Origin of the sequence: Nostoc sp. KVJ3 (genome assembly GCF_026127265.1) — a bacterium.
Classification (GTDB): Bacteria; Cyanobacteriota; Cyanobacteriia; order Cyanobacteriales; family Nostocaceae; genus Nostoc.
The window spans coordinates 17176-40918 of sequence record NZ_WWFG01000013.1 but is presented as its reverse complement, the minus strand read 5'-3'; the positions used below and the strand labels follow the sequence as shown (position 1 = coordinate 40918).

The following is a 23743-nucleotide window of genomic DNA, read 5'->3' as shown; positions in this document are numbered from 1 at the left end:
ACTTGACGCTGCTTGAGTGCTTGGGTATTCGGTGGATGAGAATGAGCTACTTCTCAAGAATTGCTGTTAGTTTAACTGCACTCGCTGCTGTGATTTTACCCTTGTATAGCTGGGTATATCTGCCAATGCTAGAGCAATCAAGCTATCAGCAATATCTCAAACGAAAATCAACTATTGAGCAATATGTAAGGCGAATGGAGTATCACTGCAACCAAATATTTACCCCATCAAAGGAATATCGCTGTGAAAAGTTCAATGAAGCTAAAGAATCTGGTAACTTCCAAATCACGCCACCTAGAACGCCAATTAAAAACTAAATTCAATGCCTCTACTAACTTAGTAGTTAGAGCGCTAACAGGTGATAAATCAGCCCTGAAGCTGATAGGGCAAATGGGTAATGACGGGGCGAAGATTAGTGAATTTGCCCCACAGGTGAGAGAGCAGATGCTAGCTGCTATTAAGGGGACTGAAGACTTAAACGTAGTCCTAAGTGACATCTACAAACAAGCTGGTGTAAGCGGCGAGAAGATTGAAAGAGCAGTGCAATCAGCGATTTTAGCTGATACTCATTTAGCTAACATCCTAGAAGAAATGAAGCTTGATTTTGCTTCATCCAAGGAGAAAGAAGCGTTGCGCCATCAACAAGCAATAGACCATCTATTGCTCAAGTCATGGGTGGACAAACACATGATGCAAGTTGATGGCGAATATAAGATGTTGCAGGCAGAATTGCAGACAGACATTAGACAACAAACAATTGACCTGCAACACGATAGAGAACTGGGCAAGTATTACTTAGAAATGGGTGATAACGCTCGTGATGATTTCAAGCCTAAAAAACAATATGCAGGGCGCTCAATTGTACAAAAAATTAAGGATGCCCTACTAGGTTTCTAACCAAAACTAGGGGTAGGGTGTCGGGATTCAAGAGAGAACTGGCTTTTTGTACACCCTTCCTGGAACCCATAAGGGTACAGAGTAAACACGCTCTTTTCCCTACACCCTAAACCTGCAACCCCACACCCTTCTTAGTTGATATGACATACGAGATTGAAGAGTCACAAGACGAAGTAGTAAGCGAAATTGCCCCAGATACGCCGTTACCAAAAGACTTGATATCACATTTAGAGTCGCGTAAGCAGCACCGCAAAGACGTTATCAATACAACTGAAAAATTGACGAGATTCTTTGTCGGTTGGTCGCTAAATTCTACGGGATTCTTTATAGCTAAATATCTCTTAATAACTGGCGGTGGTGTTAATCTCTGGCTGGCAATTTCGCTCTCGTTTTCTATATGCAGCGTTGGCTCTCTCGCTGGGCTAACGGGCTTGAGAGTTAATTACAACACTGACGGATTAGAGGTAGATAATATGCAAAACGTTTTCAAAACTGCTGGGGGGTTGGTGTTTGCAGGTGTCACAACTTGGTTAGCAGTCAAAGACTATCAATATTTTGAGAATCTGACTAAAGAAACAGTGTCCCAGATTAGCCAAGACATCCAAACCATTGAAAAACAGAATCCACAATCAGACCCTTGGTTAAGTATTGCAGTCGCGTTGGCTTTATTCATTGGCTCTATTGCAATTATTTTTAAGGGGCGGGAATGAAACAGGGTGTTTTCGAGTTAGCGCTGGCTGGTGTGTGTGGTGTAGCCGCAGTCATCGGGCTAGCAACATCGCAAACACGTCAGCCCTACGACCTGACACAAATTCAATTTTGCCCAAGGTCAGCAAACGGTGTACACAGTCAAATAGCTTTGGACAAGCGTTTTTGCAACCAGCCGCGTTTTGTCCTTACTGAAGAATGGCAGCGCTACGGATTGTATGGCAGCATCATTCCCTACAAGGGCGATGCTATTCAATGGGTGCGTGATTTGCCCACAGATAACCCTAATCAGTTGTTAGGATATGGGATTGCAGTTATTGGGCTATGGGGTGTCGTGGGTTGCTTGCTCGTGCGTTCGCAACGCCTCAAGCGCACGGATTATGAATTGGGCGAACTCGAAAAGACTGGCGACTATGCAACTTGGCAGCAAAACAGATACAGACGTGAAATTAAGCAGCATTCAACCCAGCTTTACACTGAACGCTTAAAAGATGGATTAACTGACCTAGACGTTCATTCTCGTAAAGAATTGGGGCTAACCGATGAGGAAAACGAACGCGCTAAGGCTCGAATTCAGCTAGAGGATTTCATGAAAGCCCGTGCTGTTAATCATTCTGTGATGGATAAAACCATTGCTGAGAATCTGCGGGATAAAGCCAAGGCTGAACAAGAACGCGGCAAGATTGAGGGCAAAACCAAGAGCGCGATCGCAGACAGTGACAATCAGCAATCTGTTGATCAGCAACGGGCAAACGAACTCCAAGAAGCGCTCAAAGGCCATGAGGATGGATGGTTGTGGAAGATTATCGACAACCTAACCCCCCTGTGGTTAATCGGTCGTCAGGGGTCAGGTAAAACTTACACGAGCGCGGCTATAGCCCTTGTTAGAAAGCATTGCTTAGGGATTCCCATCTACTACTTAATTGACCGCCATGCAACTGGGGACAACTCCAAAGCATGGCGATATCTTGATACTTCATTCATTGCAGAGTCAGAGACAGAGATAGGCACTGCGCTTGATGCTCTGTGTGAGCATTGGCTATTAAGAATTAAGGGTAAAAATGACCTAGAGCAACCCGCGACTATCACGCCAGAACAAGTGCTTATTGATGAGTACACCAACCTGAAATCATTGATTGGTGAACCCGCAGAAAAGTTTTACAAACTGCATCTGACAGACACCAGGAAGGCAAAAGTTTATGTTACTGGTATTACCCATAATGACACGAATTCAAGCTATCCCGAAGGTACGCAAGCCATGAGGGAGGCAGGTACAATCCTCATTCAAAAATTCTCAGCTAACGGTAAAACCCCACTGTCTAGAGTCAAGATTGTTCGTGGCTTGCTTGATGACAATGGCGAGGAATTAAAGGATACAGAACGCACACTACCAAGCTGGTTTAACCCAGAGTCCATTTACAACCATTTCAACGGTAAGCCGATTTATTTTGATGCGTAAATTTATGCTTTTGCTGCTCACTTCACACAATGGAGATTTTGGGAAAATCCAAAGGATTATCAAAGCTTCAGGATTCATCACTGCTGCAATCAATCGAAATTATCTCTAATCAAACAGAAGGGCAGAACGAATAGGACTAGACAAAATCCTTACACAGCAATGGACAGAGGTGACATATTTCCAGACAGACACACTTCAGCAGACAGAATGCCCCAGGTGATTCACCGAGGGCTTGATTATTAGATCAATATTTACAGCTAAACAAACTTGCGCTTGAAAGGCTGAGGATTCAAAATTTACAATTAAAAGGTGAACAATATCGATACACCGAGGGGGAGGCTTAAGGTTTAGGGCAGGATTTAGGGCGTAGAGAAAAATCCAGTTCTCTCATTTCATAATTGGTGTTATTTTGATAACATCAGCAGTAGGTTCTCAACAAATCCCTAAAAATGAGGAATTTTGTAGATTAATCCTATATTTCAGCTTTTCAGTTCTTATTTCTAGCCTTGGTTATGCCAAACGATTTATTGAAAATCTCTGGTTGTGATAATTTATCCCGTATTGGCGATGTAATTTTTGTTCATGGGTTAGGTGGCAACCCTCGCGGTACTTGGCATCCTCAAGGCAAAGGCAACGATGACAATTTTTGGCCTTCCTGGCTGGGATCTGATTTCCCAGATTTAGGTATTTGGTCGTTGGGCTATGACGTAGAACCTTTTAAGTGGAAAGGTTCTACTATGCCCCTTGTAGATCGTGCCACCAATTCGTTAGCTATTCTTGATAGCTATGACATTGGCTCACGCCCCCTGCTGTTTATCACTCATAGTATGGGTGGTCTCTTGGTTAAACAAATGCTTCGCCATGCTCTCGATTTTGGCGATCCTAAATGGAAAAAGATTGTAGAACAAACTAAAGGTATTGTCTTTTTATCCACTCCCCATTCTGGTTCTGACCTCGCTAATTGGGTCAAATATATCGGCGGTTTTCTTCTTCCTTCCATCAGTGTTGAGGAGTTAGAGGCTCACCATGCACGCTTACGTGAACTCAATAATGTTTATCGTAATCATGATATTCTTAGTCAAATTAGTATAGAAGTTTACTGTGAAAAATTAAAAACCAGTGGGATTATGGTTGTTAATGAAACTAGTGCAGATCCTGGTATTAAAAATGTTATTCCTATTCCAGTAGACTGCGACCATCTTTCTATCTGTCGCCCCAATTCATCTGATGATCTCATCTATCGCCGTGTTAAACGTTTTATTACGGAGCGTTTAAATAAATACCTGTTTCTCCCTCCTCTTTCTCTTAAACAAAATGACTCTGAGCTTGTGCCTTTAAATAATCCACAGGCATCTAATTTCTATAATGGTGAAGTCGAAAACCCTCAGTAGCCCCTCTGAATTCCAATGGTACAGATTCAGAGGGGCGTACTATCAAAGAATTGCGTAAATTGAGCAATATAGCAGATTTACCGCTCAACATAAAAAATAATAATGAAATTAATTCTTATGTTAGATATATTGAATATTTAAGAAGAAACCCAGGAATACTTAGAGAATGGCTGCGAAATTATTACCGGGACATGGAAGATTTCAAAAATCTCTGCCAAAATTTGACATGTATCGGTGTTGATTATGATTCACTTGAAGGTATGGGTTTGGGTAAGGCTCGTGCTTTGGCGGGTTATCTAGCTGGTCGCGATTCGAGACTCAAAAGACTATTTGAACACTTAAAAAATAATGATTCTGAAAGCTTGGAAGGTCTTATAAAAGAAATTTCACGCAACTCATATGTAGAATGATTTAACAGACTATCCCATTAGCAGCTTGATACCTTGCTACAGTTTCCCATAATAACTTCCAATGAGCAATCAGTTGTTTCTGTCTCATACACAAGAGTCATGTTATGGTTGCTCTTAATTTTTATATTAATCAATATAAAAAATATGAAAATACTATCAACGTATGATAGAATTGCTAGCCACGATTAAAATTTAGTTGCAATAGTAATGAGGTTATAGTGATAAATATTCTGTTTGATGAGTCTCATGCAGAACTGCTGCTGAAATCGGTGCCAGACAATGAAAATAAAGTAAAAAGATATTCTTATAAAGAATTACTAACTAATTTAAAAAATTTAGGGTTTAATGTAAATATTTACCCAGCAAGGGGGAAATTTTTTAAAAAAGCACTTCCTTATTATGATGTTTTAGTATTAGCTGCACCTACCCAGGGGTTTACTGAAGAGGAGTTAGATGCAATTAATGACTTTGTATCTCAGGGAAAATCATTGCTAATTGCTCATAGTCACGAGTCACTTAAAATACAAAATAGACAAAATAGCAAAAGTATTAATAGGCTTTTAGAACCATTCGGGCTAATAATTAAGGAGATGTTAAATCATCCGCAGAAGACAGTCTTTAATTTTGAAAGCCATTATATCAGTACAGGTATTAGTAATTTAGAAATCAATAGACCAGCGTATATAAAAATATTAAATGAATCACCATATATTATTGCTAAACTTCCTGATACTTACCAACCTTTTTTAGCATCTGTTGAGTATAATTATACTCGCATAGTAGTTATTGGAGATTGTGTTTTTTTCTCTGATAATGATATTAATAAATCTGATAATAGACAGCTAATGTTAAATATTTTTAACTGGCTGACGCGGAATAATTTAATAGATTGTTATGAGGCTAAAGTTCCTTCTAGAGTTTTATATAAGCAGAAAACACAATTTTCTCTTAAGCTGCGTAATTCACATCGAACAAGGCTTGATTATATTGAGTGTTATTTAGAGTCTGATAATGGAGCCTTGATTGATGAATCAGTTAAAAATATACGCTCTATTCCTCCCAATGAAGATTTTTTTTTACAATGGGATATTTGCCCTCAAAGACTTGGTTATCATAAGTTAAATTTAACAATCGATTTTCTGCAATATCAAAACAAAAAGACTATTTTTTTTGATTCAGTTTCGAGTTTTAATTGTCTTCCAGATGCCGAGATAGATTTAGTTATCTTCAACCAAAATAGGGAATTATCTGAAACTTTTGAAGTCGAAACAGGAGCTTCATTTGAAGTTCAAGCTTTGATTAGACGTGCAATTATTGCCAAGGATAGTCAAAAATTACCATTGCAGTTAGCTCTAAATCCACCTTTGCCTCATGTCAAAGTTGAAAATGAAGATACAAATGAAAAGTATAACTGGCAATTACAAGCATTAGATGAAGGAGATTGGCAAATAGAAGTAGCACTAGCTGAAACTGGACAATCCATTTCTCGTCTGATTCATATTCGTCCTTCAATTCAAGAAAGCATTAACAAAATTACTCGAACAATTGTTACTCCTCTTATGAGAGAGATTCATGAGAAATTAGCACATATTAGGCAAGAGTTTGATGCAGAAACTATCCAGAATATTTCTTTTCGTTTGTTAACTGCTGAACAGTATATACAAATACTTTACCCGCCAGAAAATGCAGATGATCCCTTAGAAGTCGTTCAGGCATCTCGACAAGAAATTCACAGATATGAACCTTTAATTAAAAAGTTATTAAATTGGGTTTTTCCTACTTATTCTCCTCAACTTGGATGCTGTATTCCTTATGATGAAAAATTAGCAGAACATTTAACTAGGAAACATCCAGATTATGAAGATAATTTTGCTAACAATTTTTTGTATACTCCAGAGTGTAATGAACAAGATAAAAATTTAAAGAAACAGTATATTGCTGCTTTAATTATACATGAAAAGTATGGTCATGGTTTTTTCTTTAATCAAACACAGCTTGGAAAACAAATAGCTATTCTTTATCGTCATGGCTTACTTCGTAGCATAGATACAGTTTACTTAAAATATCCTTATCCCCGTTTGATATATGAAAAATATCAAGTTGCTATTGAAGCAATTAATGATAGTGCTATTAGAGTTAATGAAGGTTTTTCCGCATGGATTGAATTAGCATTACTACCACAACTTTCCGGCTCTACAGGTCACATTGTTTATCAGCGTAAGGACTTTCTCTTTAACCGTGACGACTTTTTAGAAGTTTTATCTAATTCTGGGAAAAGTGAGTATTTTAAGAAGTTCAAGCCCTTTCGTCCTTCAACTTACGAAGAAGGATATGACTATTTCAATCTAATCCAAGGGTATTTTGGTAAAAGTTGTGGGTCAAAATGTGCAGTACAGGCTATGCTTAAAGCTACTGATATCAATCTTGGTATCATTGAAAACGACAATCAAGTAAAAATTGGATTAGAAGCAAAAGAATTAGAGTATGCCTTACTAGAGTCCGAGAAAGATGATGCTAGAGCGGATAGACGTTTAAGGCGAATCCATGCTGTTCTACGTAAACATCGTGAAAAAATTAGAACGGAGCAAAAGCGTTTGCAGTGTCATCGAAATTGTCTCCATCCCGAATGTCCTGTCAATGCAGTTATCTACAAAGAGTTGGGATGGTAAAGGTATAAGTAGGTCGGCGTAAATATTTGTAGTTGGGATAAGGCAGGAGGGAAGAGAGTTATAGGCTAGTTAAATTTTCTTCACATAGTTTGATTTTTTCCCACCGACTTACTTATGGACATTGAAAGTCTGCACACTATTCAGCTTAGTCTGAGACTACGGTTAAAATTTAAAGTATAATTTAGTTACTTATAAAGGTCATATTGAGATAATAACCTTACAGTTATGATTAGAGATCCACGTCAGCCATTAGATGATGAACCTTCAGATGACGAAGATACTATATCCCTTGGTCGTTTTGGAACCTCAAAAAGTTTTGGACAAAAACCCAAACGTCGTAAGGGTAAACTAAATGATGAATATTTTCAAAGCTTGAGTCCACAAGAACAAGAGGAATTTATAAATTTATATGATAGTCTAATCGATCCTGATAAAAATGAAGGTTGATTAATTTTTTTAATTATTTAATAACTGTAGAAAGGATGTCGTGTTGGAAAATTTTGAGAAAATTGGTACAATCGACCTTAATAATTTACATAACTTTGCTATTAAAATTGCTGAAAATGGAGATTTGTTACTAGTTAAATTTCAGCCTACATTGGTTGAAAATCAACAGAAAGCTTTGTCTTCAAAAATTACAAAACAACCTATTATTAAACAAGATTATCAAAAATATATCAATCTTTTAAAAGACAATCCCAGCATATTGCGAAATTGGTTAAACTTATACAATTCCCCTGGAGACTTTGAAGATATTTGTCAAGATTTAGCAATTGCTGATGTTTCTTATGAGTCTCTTAGAGGTGAAACTCAAAAGGATAAAATGCGTTATTTGGCAAAACACTTAGCTGCTAAAGAAGGAAGACTTCAAAAACTAATTAAATATTTAACAAGCAAAAAAGATCCAGAAGAATGGAAATATCTTTGTGATTTAATTCAACAGCAATGTGAGTTGAACCTGTGAACATGAGCATTTTTTAAACTATACGGTTAGAGATGCCCTTTATCTCAGCTAATCTTGCTGGTTTTTGGTCATATCTTAGCTCAATACCGTTAAGGGCTAGACCGTGGTCGGGTATGCTTTACTCATGTTGCTCTTTCAGTGCTGTCTACTATCTATTCGGGGTAAACCTAGCGAGCCTGTTACCAGGGGCAAGTAGTACAAAATCTGAGTTTGTAGTATGAAAGAATATGGCTAAAACCCTTATTCTTTCGTTCCACCTTGTGGTGACTTTGGGCAGATGAGCGCGAACTATGTCTAGACAATTCGATAGACACTAATAACTGAAAAGGATATACAGAAATACTTTCAGGCTATCTTGCCCCTGGTGTCAGCTTGGCTATATCTACGCCGGATTGTACCGGGGGCTTTATTATTAGCGCTCACCCTTAGACAATTCCCTAATAAATGCGTCAATCGCTTTACTCGCGGCCGACTGCCGACCCATCTTTAGTCTGCCGACGGTGCGTGAGCGAATTTTCTCATAGTCTGGCGAAACTTCCTGCCCAAGAGATTCACCCTCTGCTCTCAGGCTGCGAATTCCCCCAGACGCTCGTCTACCTCTTGCCGAAAAGAGGTGATCGCCGCAGACACTTCCTGTCTCACCATCTCCCTAATGTCTACGCCACAAGACGGTCAGTTTTGCCTATTAATTACGATATAGGTCGGCTCTGTTACGGAATAAAGTCCAGTTGTTCTTAGCTCTAAAAAGTCCATCCCTTTATCAAACATAATTTTGTATCTCTGACCATTTGAGGTGTGGACTTCCATTTCGCGTGCATGAGGGAAGTAAGAGCGTTGATGCCAGGGTTGAACACTCACATTTGTGGAAACTCCCATGCTTTTAATTTCAGTAAGTTCTGCTTCCAAATTAGCCTTTCTCTTGGATGCTGACTCTCCTTTTGAATCTTCTAAAACCCAAATTGTGACAGAGAAATTCGCATTGAGTTCATCGCTTTGCAAGAGATGAGCAAGAATTTTGGCTCCTTTCTCATTCAGGTAGCGATCGCGATAAACTATCTTCACACTCCCACTTCCCGACAAAACACGGTCTATTCCGAGTCTTTGTCGCAGTTGCTGTACAGTTAAGTTACTCCAGCTTCTATCTGGAAAGATAACTTTAGTGTTGGGGTCTTCCAGTTCTCTAACTTCAACGAGCCGAGCTTGCGATCGCAAGTTTTGCAGATGATGAAAAACAGTCTCTACACCTTCAAAACTCCTGGTTTCAAACCATTCCCATATTTCATTATCTGAGTTTCGGTGCAGTTGCAAAGCAATACGATGTTGTTGCTGAGTGCTTAGACACAGAATTGGCACATCATTAACAGGTGTTTCATAGAGCTTGAGCAGACCTTGGTCTATCCACTGTTGCAGGTGTTTTTGCAATAATTGTAAATTGTTTCTTTCAGAATCAGAAGAAGCAGTATGAGGTTTTGGCAACTGATTTAAGATTAATTCCAGTGGAATTTCGCTACGTTGTATTGAGTAAACCGCATCTTTCAGCAGCTTTAACCAAGCCAGGGGAGAACCATTGTTCAAATTCAATGAATCTATCAAATTCGGTAAGTAAATCGCACTGACTCCACTAGCCATGCGGCAAAGTGCAGGTAAGCGAACTGCCATTTGAGCCAATTTAACTCGGCTAGTATTGGGAGCAAAATTTTGCAGTTCTGGATCTGGTTTAACAACCAAATCTCTGAGAAACTCTGCAACTAATTTACGGTTTAACTCAGCATGAAATGGTTGATTAGAGTAAGTTCTCAAACAGTCATAGCAACTAGTATCACAACTACAGGATGTAGCAATTTCCCAGGTTTTTTCTAAAACTTCAAAAAAGCGATCAGCAATGCGCTTACTATACCCGGCTCCTCCTGGAACGTTGTCATAGATAACTACCTCTGCTAATTGGTTTTGTAACGGTATAAACAAACCATCTAATTCTGTACGAGGCACATCAATTACTTGTGCTGCTGCTGCTAAAAGTGCATAAGTTAGCGATAGCCAAAATCCTATCCCATCTGTCTCTTGGTTGGGATTATCTGCCACAGACGAAACTATTGCACTATCCCCATAGTGAACAACTCCACCAAACAAAGGTATAAGATTTTTGGTTGGCTCAAACTGAATTTTTAGCAAATCGCTGCGAAATTCATGCCCCAAATGAGTTAGAGGATATCCACTACCTGAACAATCTCTACCAGTAATTGGATGTTGATGTTTAGAACTTGGTGCTTGTTTTTGACTACGACCTTTAACGTTATTAGCATCACGCTGTTTTTGTACCAATTCACTTAAGTCTCTGCCACAGTTTTGACAAATGGCAAACCCCTCTTTATTAAAACCTTTACCATATCCCAAACTTCCTTGATTTGCTAGAAAGAGAGTTCCACCTTTACTAACAGTGAGTTTGTATAAGCTAGATTCTAATTGTTCTTGATTCTCTCCAGGCTTTGCTAAAAATACCTGTGATGTTGGTTGGCGTTGTGGTTTAGTATAAGGTGTAACTTTTGGTGTGACTGACCAGTCTGTAATGAAAGCTTTAGGAACTTTGTAAGGCTTCATTTTGGCAGCAGAAGCTGGGGACGGTTGCCATCCACATACAGAACATTCTTCAATTATTGGTTCTTGATTTGATGCTTCAAAATTATTACAGTTTTTGCAAACCCAATAATATTTTTGTTCTAAGTCACTGGGTCTGAGAATACCAACACTTTGATAAACTCGGTCATCTACCACAATATCTTGACCGGGTGCATATTCACCAAGAGCAAGACGGCGATCGCGTTCTAGTCTATGTTTTCCTTGAGATGATTTAAATTCATTACTTTCGCCTGTAAGTAACCGAACTACATCAATTGGAAAGCCGTATATGGGCAGTACACTCGCCTGAACTAATTCATCATGAAGTCGGCGCTTGGCAATCTTTTCTAGTTCAGCTTCAATACCATCCCGCCGCTTCTCCAATCCCTTGCGTTTTGGGCGGTCAGTTTCGGCAGCAATACTTTCTCGAATATCTCTGAGTGGTGATACCAAATCATTCCAATCTGCCAGTTCTTCTTGCTGGAAAACTAAGATTACTTCAATAAATTGATTAAGTATATTTAGAGGAGTGCTAGAAATTTTTAGCTTATTTATCCATACTTGAGCAATAGAATAGGCATTATCACTATGCAACCACTCTTGCAATTCGCTAACAATCGCTGTGGGTGGTGGAGTAAAATTTAGCTTAGAACCAAAATTTTGCAGAGGTAAACTAAAAAAGTCAGCTATTGTTACTTTTTCTGCTCCTTTATCCTTATCCTTAGTCTTCAAAAACTCAGCTAGTAACTCAGCACGAATGTGACGCTGCTGAATTTGAAAGTTGTTAGCATCCAGTTTAGGAATTTGATTACTGCCAGCAATCAGCTGCTCAGGTTGCTCGAAATAAAATCGGTCGTGTGGGCGACGTTGCCCATACATTAAAGTAATAGCAACTCCATCTGTGCGTCGTCCGGCACGTCCTGCTCGTTGTTGGTAGTTGCTGACATGGGGTGGAAAGTTGCGTAAAACTACAGCTTGCAGTTCGCCAATATCAACACCCATTTCTAGAGTTGTAGAGCAACTGAGCAGATTAATTTGACCACGACGAAAACGGTTTTCGCGTTTTTCTAATTCACCAACTCCTAGTTGTGCTGTATGTTCTTGCGATCGCAATGGCAAGGGCAAGCGATTTGTGATGAGATGCTGTTGATAATGCTCGTTTGTTACTCGTTCAATTTTCTCCAGGTTATACGGCTGAAGTTTACCAGAACATTTGAAAGCTGGACAAACAAAAACATTCAGCGTTGTTTGGGATTTTTGTAACTCTGATAAACCTGGAACATGGATAATTTGTTGGCAGCGTTCGCATTGATACCAGTCTTGCTGAGTTTTAATAATGTTTAATTTTGTCCAGTTCAACTGATGTCCATTTTTAGCTGCAACTAACAAGCGAAAATCTTGTAATTGCCTAAACAGCCAGATAAACTTATCTTTACCGGGAAGTTGTTTATCAAATAGCTGGAGATAGTACCAACCAAGTCTATTTTGTGCTTTACTAACTTCGTTGTTTGTTTGTTTAAACTTTGGTAAAAATGAGGGTGAGTCTTTAAATCTTTTAGCTTCATCAGGTAATTTTTCCAAAAACAGGTAATTTTTAGATTTACCTTGCACATCTACCATTTCTGGACGAACGCCTTCAACCCCACCAGTTTCGGGAAAATACCGCGATGCACCATCAATGCTAACAATTCCTGTACGGCGAATGATATCTGTGAGAACTGTCAAAAATATTTTTGCTTCGGCATTTGAAATACTAAATTCACAAGCTACCAATTCAATCAGCTGCTCATCCCTCAATTCAATATGACAAGCAAATAAAGCATAGGCTTCTAATGTAGAGCGACGGTTAAAAGGAAGGGCGAATTCCCGAAGTAATAACTCTTTAGCACGAGCCTCAGAACTATCTTGACAATCCCTAGCATTTTCTAAACTTTCTTCATCTTCATGATAATAGCTGAGGTAATTTTTTCTGGAATCTCGGTCGGGATGGGGAATAGATATTTCTAAGAACTTCTGTTTTAGTTTATTAATAAGTTGGGTAACAGAAACAACACTATCATCAGGGTTAAGGTCTTGAAATGACTGCCAAATCATTTGGCGATAAATTATTTCTGTATGATTGCGCTGGTAGTCTGAGGCAAAAAATGCAGCGTCTTGGCGACCATCAGAAAATGTTAATAGTTTGCGTTTTGAGGCACTACTCTGGCTTTCCTGGGATTCAGGTAACAGATCAAAAAGGCTATCAACCATCGCCTCTAAAGGTTCATCTGTATAAGCTACGAAACGGTTAATTGCTTGGGCACGGATTGGTCTTGTTCCACAAGCAGCACATTTGGGGAGGTAGCATCCATTCAAATCTTTTACATCTTTTGGAGGATGCCATGCCAAAGAAAATTCACCTGGATTAGAGGATTTATTAGCGAATTTTTCAGATGAAGGCATTCCAATCCAATCATCGCGCTGGCGAATTATAAAAGTGTTCGCTTCTGGAGGTGTTGAAGATTCTTGTTCTTCTTCGCCACTTTCCTCTTCTTCTGTTACGCTGTCTAAGATTCCACAAGTTAGGGTGTAGATTTTTTTATTTTCTCTTAAGCCTTGATTTGACCTGGGTAGTGATGTTAATTCCGATGAGCTATTTAACTGGGTAAAAGCGTAAGCTTGACCGCACTGATAACAACTGCCTAACTCTAATACAGGTGAACAACATTCATCACAAGTTTTCTTTTCATTTAGGTAAAGACGACCATATCGATGAGGCTTGTCTAAATAATTTGGATCAGAGACTGCACCTGGACATTCAGAATTGATGCAGGCATACAGTCCTTCTAAACTCCGAAATAAGAGATGGATTCTAACTGGCAGTAAAGGCAAATCATCAGTACTCTCACGAGCTAAAGCACCTAACTGTAACAGACGAGCAAGAGCAATTTTTGTCTCTGCGTCATCAATAGTGCCATCTGGCTTGAACGGTAAATTTACTTCCCAAAGTTCTGTAGATTGAGTAATTTGCTCCCAAGGCTGAGGTTTGCGACTCAGAAGATTAATCAGGCGGTGTACTATTGGATGTTGCTTAAGAGCGTACCAGAGAAATTTCTGGACATTTCTTTCAGCTTGAGTCTCTGCCGCTTGTAATTGTTCAGTAGGTATAAAACCACTGAGTCTGTCCAACCACAGACTCAACTCATCATCAAGCTTGGGCAATTCTAGTATACTTAAATATTCTAATATCTCTTCATTAGTAAATTCCGATGGTAATGCGTATGGTTCGCCTAATCGTTCTGTAGCAGTGACGCGATCGCCTCTAATCACTTGACTAAAGGATTCGCCAAAAAACTTTTCGGCAAATTCTAATACTTGGTTATCAACTGAGGCATTTCCTAAACTAGCACTGGTAGCAATGCAGCGAATCTGACCAGTCTTTTCTTGCTTTACTGCTACTTTTAACCGCTCTATCAACATAGAAACTTCGCTACCAGTAGAGCCATTATAAGTATGAGCCTCGTCTACAACTAACATTTTAAATGTTGATGCGGAAGCATTAAATACCTCTTTTCGCTCTTTAGGGCGAATCAACATATGCTCCAGCATAGAGTAGTTCGTCACTAATATATGAGGTGGCTTCTCCCAAATATCTTGTCGAGAAATGGCTTGAATTTCTAGTATTTTTCCAATAGCTTTATCAATTAATCTTTCACGAGTGCTGAGATTAAAAGAAGCTTTTTCGCTTTCAGTGAATAACTCCCGAACTTCTGAAGATTCATAGGCTTGTAACTCTTCTGCCAATGACTCTTCAGCTTTTTGTTTATCAGTTTCAGTTCGGCTGGTGTAAAACCCAAATCTAATTTTTGTCGTTTCTTGGCGACAAAGTAACTTCCGCAAGCGCTTAACCTGGTCATTGACTAAGGCATTCATGGGGTATAAAATCAACGCTCTTACCCCATGTATGGATAAATTTGCTTCTTCTTTGAGCAGCATATCCAACATTGGGATTAGGAAACACTCTGTTTTCCCTGACCCCGTACCAGTGGCGACAACGACATTTTGTTGCTGTTGAATGACTACCTTGACAGCTTTTTCTTGGTGTTGGTAAAGAAGACGTTGACTAGGGATGAACATTCTTGCCATTTCTGGATGCAAAACACCCTGATTGACCAATGCACTTACACTGTCAGCAGGTCGATAAGGTTGAGAACCTTCTACATAAGGATGCTGCCAAACTGTCCCTGGTATTTCTAGCTGTTGTTTTAACCCGTAGCGTAGATGGGGGTCACGCAATGGGTAAGCAGTAAGCAGGTAACGAATAAAATCTTGGCGGGGTTGTTCGACTGCTGCGATCGGGTCGAGGTAGTTGCTGTTTTTCGTCATACTAGAAAACATCCTAAACGCTGAAATATAGTTTCGACAAGGGGGTGATTAAGGGATTGAATGAGACGAGTCCTGTATTGCTCACTATCGGGTTCAGATAATCGCCAAAGCAATCGAGCATAAGCACTTGGCAAGCTAGTACCTTGGAGATTGAGCCGACTTTGGGGTTTATCCCAGTAAATTTTAAGGGGATATCCTGTTTCTTTGTCTTGATGAAACATTGTCAGCATTGCTGTATCCGGTTCTAACTCATAAAAAGCTTGATCTTCAAACCAGATATATTCATCAGTAGGAAGTTGTAACAGTGATTTGTCTTCTAATTGTTGATAATTCAGGGGTATCCAGCGATTTTTCTGAGGAGTATCGCGACGAGGTATGTATTGGTGAATGGAGCCTTTACCTTGCCAATTGTTAAGCGAAAATGGATTATCCGGCCAAGGCGATCGCAAAACTGCTTTAGTCGGTTGGCAAGGATGAGGCAAATACTCAACGCTATCAGCAACAGTCACTAAGCGAATTCCTGCTTGGTTGAGGCTGTTTTTAATTTGATTAAAGCCTCCTATTTTTGGGCGAATGGATAAATCATCGTGACTTTGCTCTGTTTTTAGCACCTGATGCGCCAAGGGAAGATAAGCGCGATCGCCTCGGAATCGCAACCCGATCAGGTTATCTCGATCCAAAGCCAATATAGTTGGAGGAGTTATAGAGTAACGATTTCTCATTCCAGCATAAATTTCACCTTGTGCTTGTAGCTCGCTCAAAGCCTCGTGAATATGAGTTTGTAATTGCTCTTGTGATTCATTTGGTGACAGACTTGAGCGAATTAGTGTAATAAACTGATGTTTACTCAAGGTCGTCGGTATTGCCGGATTAGCAGGATGCCGATGATTGCTTAGTAAGAGGGTAATTTTGTCAAACAACATCACTGGTTTCCTAACATTCGACTGACTTGTTCCAACTGCAATGGCCTGCGTTCCATACTCTGGAAGCATTCAATTTTTTGTAGGTGATCATATGCCGTTCTAAAGTTACTTAAATTCAGTAACACCATATCTTTGTAAACTAAATCTTGCGGTATTTTTATTTTAAAAATTAATTTCTGCAAGTTATTTTGCTTAATAGCGATGTCCAAATGCTTCAGAAATAAGTCTCGCTTTTTAGAGCGAACGCTGACTAAGTACCAGTTACCACCACCTACTAGTGGTAATGACGGCTCTATAGGAGGTCTTGTATTTGATACATTTATTGGTAATTTAGGAGCAGCTACTGGCAAGCTCAAAATCTCTAAAAGCCCTTTAACTTTGCCAAGTAGAGAATCTTGATTCAACCAAGCTGGAAAATAATATTGGTTATTTTCCAGGGTAAAGATTCTCGCTTCTATCTGTTGGCGGTCAAAGTCTAATTTCAGTTGATTTACAGCAGCTATAAATGACTCTTTTGACTCACTATTTCCCAAAATCGTATAGCAGTAATTTTCTTTAGCTTCATCTCCCTCAATATCTTCAGGTAGGTCGTATCGACCACTACCACACCACCAGCCTAAATTTTCGGGTAATGCTTGAGAACTAGAACTAACTAGCTGAATATGATAAATCCCAGGTGGGAGATTCAGAGTAACTTCAGTAGTTGTGGTACCCTGTTCAATTAAAGGTATTTTTATTTCTACTGGCTCTAAATCTGGTAGAAGCAAATTCCAGCAGGATAGGGAATATAGCTTACCAAGTAGAAGTCCAGACAAATGAATAGCTTGACTTGTCCAAGTCCAATTTACATCTTGAGGTAAAGTTTGCATTTGGACTAGTCGTTGTGGCTCTAGCCCCAAACGCTGGTAATCTAGGGCATACAAGTCGGAATTAGGAAGTAAGTCATACAGTGTAGATAGATGAATTCTTAAACTTCCTGATGCATCTGCTTGTAATTGATATGGTATCTTTTCATTACCATTAGATAAACATAAAATAACTTCTTCTAAAGGCCAAAGTCCTTCAAGTTTGATAACTTCTGCCCAAAACTTGTGTGAAGTATCATGTTTGATAGGTAAGTCTGCTTCCGAAAATCCTGAATCACTGCTAATTTGTGGCTTATTTAATGGAGTAATTCCAGAAATTTGAGATTTTGATTTCACCTCAAATCGATATGACCATCGCTTTTGGTCAAACCAGAAACGTGCTTCATAGCATCCGGGTTCGGTAATCCACTGAGTCAGTTTAATGGCAACCCAGCGATTACTAGATGATAAACTTTCAATTGTGCGAGCAACGATATACCGCTCTGTAATATTCTCAACTAATACATTAATATCTAAAGTTTGATTAATAGGTGGATACCAGAAAGTAGGAGGTTCCAAATAAATAGTATTCTTACCTGTTAATCTCAAACCCGTAAATACTGGTTCATCTGACCTTACCAACTTCCAGATAATCAGTTGGGAATGATTAGTTTCAGGTATCGTTAATACAATTGAAGACTCTGGAGTTGTTAACCTAATGAGCCGACCTCGCCATCCCTGTATACTGGAAGGGATGTAGCTATCTAAAACCTCAATCCCGTTAGCGAATTCTGGTTGGATATCTTTAGGCGTGAAGCAGAACACTTCATCAACAGCAATAATTGCGGGTTGAGAGAGGTTGAGCGGTAAATGTTCTCCTGTTAAGGCATCAAATACTAAACATGGAAGATCACTGCTAATACCTTTGTAGTGCCATTCAAGCAAGTTCTGGCGATTATGGTCAAGCATTTGACAATTCCAGTTTTCAGATGCTTGATTAACCTCTATTATGAGTTCTGGAATAATTAAATCTCCAGCCGTGGGAATTGTATCTTCCCATTTAGCTTGGGGAATCCGACAATAGGTTCCTCTAAGATTTCGCCATTCTGGCTTCCATAAAACTTGTTCTGGTAGCAGTAATTGTGTGTTCAACGAGTCGTCAATATCTAAACTCAACAATAGAGGTTTACTACGTCGAGTTATAATACCTCGACTTTGACTAGAGCCGGATCTGGGTGTTAAAACTTGAGTTAAAGCATTCCAGTTCCGCAGGAAAAAATTGTGTGGTAGGTAATAATTACCTAATATTTCTTCTCGCTGCTTTTCATCTTCTAAAGCTTGGGGAGAAGCTTTTTTACGTTCTAATTCTTGAGCAACTATGGCGATACCTTGCAATAGTTGCCCAGAAATCGGTTCAGTTTCCGGATCTTCAGAATAGCTGGATTTAAGAAAATTAATTAATGTACACCATTGCAGATGCTTTTCTTGACAAATACTCAATAGTAATTGTGATAAATCTTCATCTGAAGTATGAGCTAATTCCCACCAACCGTATTCCTCAGCAATTTCTTGAACTAGCTGGGCGAAATGAACCAGATTTTGTTCTGGAACACCGCTTTGTAGCCATAAGGTTGAGACATATTTATATCCACCTTTAGCTCGCACTAAACCTAGCAGATTTATTCCTTCATCTACAACCCGACGAAAGGTATGTTCTACTCCTTGGTTGTGGTTAATATTTAGCCGTTCGCAAAAGCCTTGCCAAAATCTGTCACTGGAATAATAGTAAGCATATTCTGAAAGAGCAACAGTAAGAATTTTTAGCCAGTTTTGCTCTAATTCGTAAAATCTATCTTGCAGTGAATCATAGCTAAATCTGTCTAACTGCTGCAAGTTTTGACCGACAATATCAAGTAATTGCTCACTAGCTTTTTGCTTAATACGAATACTACCAAGAAATCTATGTCCGGCTGGGCGATCGCGATGAGACCAGTATGGTAATATTTGTTCTTCCCATAAGTTTTTTGTATCTTGAGATTTCATAAAGGTAGAGCCACCCCTAGTTTGGGGATATGGTTTGCGTGTGTCACAAAACAGTCAGTACTTGGTTATAATTAATACTATAGCTCTACAAAATATATACGCATATAAATTCATCAAAAAAATATAAAACCCTGAAGACGTATCTAGAACAGCGCCAGCCTACAGATTTTTTCACCTCAAGAGCTGCAAGTACAGACAATTTTGATAGCAATATTGATATCACCTTAAGTTTTGTAACTGTAACGGGAGCCAAAGCGGATCATACCTGTAAACAGTTACAGCGCTACAATCATAAGCAAGTTTAATCAGCCAACGAGACAATGCGGGTTGTAGCGTTCGTGCTGTCGGACTGATTGATAAGTCTGGGTTAACCCCCTCGATGACCTCACGAAATATATAGGTTTCCAGGCGTTTACATTGTGTTTCTTGCATATGCACCTGTAGCCAAACTTTGTTGTATATCTGATAAGTGTATAGCTCTTCTTTCAATCCTTATAGTAATTAACATATTGACAATTTTGGTTGATTTAATTCTGCTAGGTTGTAAATAAAGAAAGTATCGTCATGGTCATTATGACTGAATATTACTGATACTCGAAGTTGTTAAGATAGAGGCTAGAAAGCAATTTCTTCCAACTCATTTTTAAGGAAGCACGGCCACGAGTGCTACTGGAATTGGCAGAAAATAGGCTTTTTTAGTAAGACCGCCAAGTTGTGTTGATTTATTCAACCACTCCACAAGTTCTTGGCTTGCTTTTTTTGCCACCTCAAACACATCATTATCAAGAGATATTGAAGCTATTTTCAGCGCATCATCCTCCAATAAAGAGATTAAATTATAAACGTCTTTCGCTATTGCACCTTTGGCTTCTATGGGCTGAGATAAATCGCTGTTGAAGGCATAAAACGTCAGGTAAGAATATGAATTGGCTGACACATTACTTTCTACTTCACGAAGAGGGTGAGTCACAAATAGAACGTAGCGAACGTCTCGTAGATTAGGAAATTGTTTATAAAACCGACTTGCCGAGATTGTTGTAAAGTCTGCTTTGCGTTGTCGAGCTAGGGAACATGCAAGGTCTCCAATTGGATCAGACTTATGAAGGGGTCGATGCTTCACAACTCCTTCCCATTCCTTCTCATGCCAGGGATAAAGACCTGCAAGCAAGATATTTTCTTTCTGTTGGCTAAACACTTTAAACTCTGGATCAAACGTAAATTTTTTGTCTTGAATGACAGCGATCTTAGCCTGAGCAGTTTGCATCACTGTACCTTCATTTTGAAATACAGGACGGCTCCATTTATTAGTGCTAAAAGTTAAATTATAGTTCTGATCGACAGAGGGCAAACCTAATTCCATCCACATTTCTAGGCGTTTTGCTAGTTCTTGTCGGCTAATCACCCATTGCTGTTTAACTTGAGTTTGAAGCTCTTTTAGTTTTTCTTCCATGTCTTTTTGGTCAGATTCAGCTCGCTTTAGAATATCGTCAATTAGTGAAAATTCACCTTCTTCAATATCCTGAAATATTTGATCTTCCTCTTCCTTGCTGAGGGAACCAAGAATCTTGAGGCGCATTCTTTCGTCTGTAATCCCCAGTTGGGTAAAGCGATCAACTAACGCTCGTTCTCTCCTTTCTTCATGCGTACCAGCAATAATTAAGTAATAAGCAATGACATCTGAAATTTGTCCTAGTCGGGCAACCCGACCGTTTCGTTGCATTAGCACTGCTGGGTTTGGACTTAAATCCCAATGAATGACGCGGTTTGCAACTTGAAAGTCAAAACCTTCATCTGCGGCTGAAGTCGCCACCAAAACCCTTATAGGGGAACTCTTTACACTCACACCACGTAGCCGAGCAACAGCCTCCTCTCTCTGAGCAAGGCTCATATCACCGGTTAACTTGTCACTGTCTCGTGGAAGAGCCTTAATAATAATTTCACAAGTTTGCAGGCTCTCTGTAAAAATTAGAAACTTTGATTCAGGATGCTTCTCAAGCACATCCTTAAGCCAAGTAAGCTTGGCATTTTCTACTCCAGTTTCACCGTGAGCATCTGCAAAATTGAGAAGTTTCAGCGCAAGTTCTGTTAGTTCTAAAAGTTCGCTACTGTCAGCAATAAAAGTGCTATCTTCTTCATCACTTCCACGGAGCTTTTTACTGAGATCGTAAATATCGGTTATCGTGTTTTTTCTCTTAGGAGTATGTGGTTGTCCTATTTTACCAGCCTTGAAAGTAAAATTATCGCTAGGGAATGAAACATCTACGTGTCCAGATTTAATACTTTCATCATAGGCAGCAAGCTTTTGAGAAATTCCTTTAATAAGCTTACGAAGATTCTCTGTACTTTCAGATGTATCTCGTCTATATTCATCTTGAGTTTTCCATTCCTGATGTCTAACACACCAGCGAAACAGCCACATTGCGCCAGTAATTGTGCTGCTAGTTAATCTTGTTTCCAGTTGCCGAATGGCAAATCCACCAAACCTTTCACCATTAGTGTTGCAAATCTCCTTGACTTTTTCCCGAATATCTTTAATTAGTTGCAGATATTGATCACTGGTATAGAGGTCTGGGCGTTCAATCGTCAATTTCGGAAATAAACGCTCCCCACTCCAGCTACGAACAGTATCTTGTTGTCGCCAAATTACCGCAGTAGGTAAGTTATCAGATGAGTTATCAGAACCCAAAGCTTGAATGAGTTCTTCATTAGTGATATTAGGTGAGTATGAGTTCTCAATCCCTGAAGTTTGATGTGTGAGAAGACGCAATAGATTAACAAATTGAGGTTTAGAGCGAAATGGAGTAGCACTCATCAAAATTACCAGTTTTGGAGGAACAGAATCCTGCCAAAACTCTCCAGTGATCATTTGATAAGCAGCCTCATAAGCTCTTGTCGTTGCTTTTAGTCCAATACGCTGTGGGCTAGTCAAGTTATCTTCGCTTGCACAGTGATGTGCTTCATCAATAATTAGAATTTCAGGTTTAACTCCTGTAAATAACTTCTTCTTCTGGGCTGTCTTAACATAGCGTCTTGCTGCATCCATACTGGCAATATGAATACCATCAGTACGGTCGCCATAATCAACAAAGGATCTCTCAACCTGAACAATACTTTCACCATCTCCGCCGGTAATAACCGACGCAAGCTTTAGCCTGACATCATCTAAAAGCCCACCTTTTGTCAGGTAAAGACAGCGAAGTGGCTTGGAATAACCCTGTACAACAAGCAAATCTCGTAATACCAAACCAACTTCGATCGTTTTTCCAAGTCCAACCTCATCAGCAATGAGTAGGCGTTGTACTTGCATTTGATGAGTATTCATATACTGTTGCAACGCCAACTGATGAGGGAAAGGATCTTTATCGCTAGCAGTAATTCGACCCGAAAAAATGTTGGCAAGCAGTTCTAACGCACCAAGCCGCATAGCTGTATTGATACGAAATCTTGGATTTAAGTCCTCATCCTCAAGTACACTTTGACCAGGAAGGTATGCCTTTTTTTTATCGAGCATTTGCTCAACATCTGGAAATTTTTTGAACAGTTTTTCCCAGTCGCGAAAGCTGGTAAATGGAATACCACGACGCTGTGTTAACTCATTTGGATTAGCAGTAGTTCCAATCGTAAAAGCGTAGTGAGAGTAGGCAGGCGCGTTTGGATTGTCTGGGTCTGCGAAAACTAAATCTACATGATGACCACTGACGGAAGGAATCTCGAATAAGTAATAAGACATGATGAGCTTTTATATTTCTTTGTGGAATTAGTAATACCTTTTTAGGTAGTCCTGCATAGGTATATCTAATATAATTGATCGATATACGGTATGTCAACAGGTACACCTGAATAGGTAGACCTATTTTGATATTCCCCAATTAGCTGACTCAAGTTTTTGCGTCTCCCTGTATTTCAGCGATAAACCTGTCTAACGCCTTGACCGCGCTTTTATATTGAGGTGCTGACGTGGCGATCCTTCCACGCCCTGTGATCAGGGATTTAAGAATGCGATCACGGATTGTCTGATAATCTGGTGGAGTCGTTTCTTGTCTATCATCTGGTCTAGTCTCTGGGCTAATTTCCATTAATGTTTCTGGCGGTTGCTGGATATCATCTTGTCTAAATTGTTCTAGCAACCGCCGTTCAACTCTCCCCAGGCGTTCGTCTAACTTGCTGTCTATATTTTTGTCTATCTCAGCCAGAATAGACTCGTCTAACTACAAACAGTACAATTTTTTGCACCCGATAAATCGGCGGATGAATTAAGTGTGCCTACAGGAGCATTATTACTTAGTCAAATAGTCAGGGCTTACACATGACAAGAATTAATTTTCTAGTAATCGTGCAAATTATTTGTCAATTCTTTGATCATAACTCCCCAAACCCCACCACCAGCTGCTTCAAGCAATAGTGCGACAATAGCCCTTTTCGCACCACTTAGCGCAAAAAATACGCTCTTTAC

The 23743-nt window shown here is 39.4% G+C and carries 14 protein-coding genes; 9 read left to right on the top strand and 5 right to left on the bottom strand.

From position 1 onward, the window contains the following. Nucleotides 1-41: 41 nt before the first annotated feature. From GTQ43_RS39660 to GTQ43_RS39620, 9 genes are all read left to right on the top strand, one after another. Nucleotides 42-317 carry a hypothetical protein gene (locus GTQ43_RS39660; protein WP_265278115.1) on the top strand — a complete coding sequence of 92 codons (276 nt, stop codon included), beginning with the start codon at nt 42-44 and terminating at the stop codon, nt 315-317. Continuing rightward, on the top strand, nt 256-897 hold the full coding sequence (locus GTQ43_RS39655; protein WP_265278114.1) for a hypothetical protein: 642 nt from the start codon (nt 256-258) through the stop codon (nt 895-897). Before GTQ43_RS39660 ends, GTQ43_RS39655 begins: the two co-directional genes overlap by 62 nt. A 140-nt stretch (nt 898-1037) precedes the next feature. Further along, entirely contained in the window at nt 1038-1607 is a 570-nt protein-coding gene (locus GTQ43_RS39650) for a hypothetical protein (protein WP_265278113.1), read from the top strand. Continuing rightward, nucleotides 1604-3064, top strand: coding sequence for a hypothetical protein (locus tag GTQ43_RS39645; RefSeq protein WP_265278112.1), 1461 nt, complete (start codon nt 1604-1606; stop codon nt 3062-3064). The genes GTQ43_RS39650 and GTQ43_RS39645 overlap by 4 nt, the downstream gene beginning before the upstream one ends. A gap of 512 nt (nt 3065-3576) precedes the next feature. After that, on the top strand, nt 3577-4455 hold the full coding sequence (locus GTQ43_RS39640; RefSeq protein WP_265278111.1) for an esterase/lipase family protein: 879 nt from the start codon (nt 3577-3579) through the stop codon (nt 4453-4455). Nucleotides 4456-4514: 59 nt separating this feature from the next. After that, nucleotides 4515-4865: a hypothetical protein gene (locus GTQ43_RS39635; protein WP_265278110.1), complete on the top strand. Its 351-nt coding sequence runs from the start codon at nt 4515-4517 to the stop codon at nt 4863-4865. Between the two features lie 218 nt (nt 4866-5083). Next, entirely contained in the window at nt 5084-7534 is a 2451-nt protein-coding gene (locus GTQ43_RS39630) for a GldG family protein (protein WP_265278109.1), read from the top strand. 225 nt (nt 7535-7759) lie between these two features. Next, a complete protein-coding gene (locus tag GTQ43_RS39625) occupies nt 7760-7981 on the top strand; it encodes a hypothetical protein (RefSeq protein WP_265278108.1) in 222 nt (73 codons plus the stop codon). 40 nt (nt 7982-8021) lie between these two features. Continuing rightward, nucleotides 8022-8498 (top strand): hypothetical protein, encoded by a 477-nt coding sequence (locus GTQ43_RS39620; protein WP_265278107.1) that lies wholly within the window; start codon nt 8022-8024, stop codon nt 8496-8498. Nucleotides 8499-9170: 672 nt separating this feature from the next. On the opposite strand, the gene GTQ43_RS39615 is transcribed toward GTQ43_RS39620, so the two are convergent. The 5 genes from GTQ43_RS39615 to GTQ43_RS39595 form a co-directional block, all read right to left on the bottom strand. Beyond that, nucleotides 9171-15479 (bottom strand): DEAD/DEAH box helicase, encoded by a 6309-nt coding sequence (locus GTQ43_RS39615; RefSeq protein ID WP_265278106.1) that lies wholly within the window; start codon nt 15477-15479, stop codon nt 9171-9173. Continuing rightward, nucleotides 15476-16402 carry a hypothetical protein gene (locus tag GTQ43_RS39610; RefSeq protein ID WP_265278105.1) on the bottom strand — a complete coding sequence of 309 codons (927 nt, stop codon included), beginning with the start codon at nt 16400-16402 and terminating at the stop codon, nt 15476-15478. The genes GTQ43_RS39615 and GTQ43_RS39610 overlap by 4 nt, the downstream gene beginning before the upstream one ends. Further along, nucleotides 16402-19290, bottom strand: coding sequence for a chromosome partitioning protein ParA (locus GTQ43_RS39605; protein ID WP_265278104.1), 2889 nt, complete (start codon nt 19288-19290; stop codon nt 16402-16404). The genes GTQ43_RS39610 and GTQ43_RS39605 overlap by 1 nt, the downstream gene beginning before the upstream one ends. 643 nt (nt 19291-19933) lie before the next feature. Further along, nucleotides 19934-23020 carry a DEAD/DEAH box helicase gene (locus GTQ43_RS39600; RefSeq protein WP_265278103.1) on the bottom strand — a complete coding sequence of 1029 codons (3087 nt, stop codon included), beginning with the start codon at nt 23018-23020 and terminating at the stop codon, nt 19934-19936. 148 nt (nt 23021-23168) lie between these two features. Continuing rightward, on the bottom strand, nt 23169-23417 hold the full coding sequence (locus GTQ43_RS39595; RefSeq protein ID WP_265278102.1) for a hypothetical protein: 249 nt from the start codon (nt 23415-23417) through the stop codon (nt 23169-23171). Nucleotides 23418-23743: the final 326 nt, after the last annotated feature.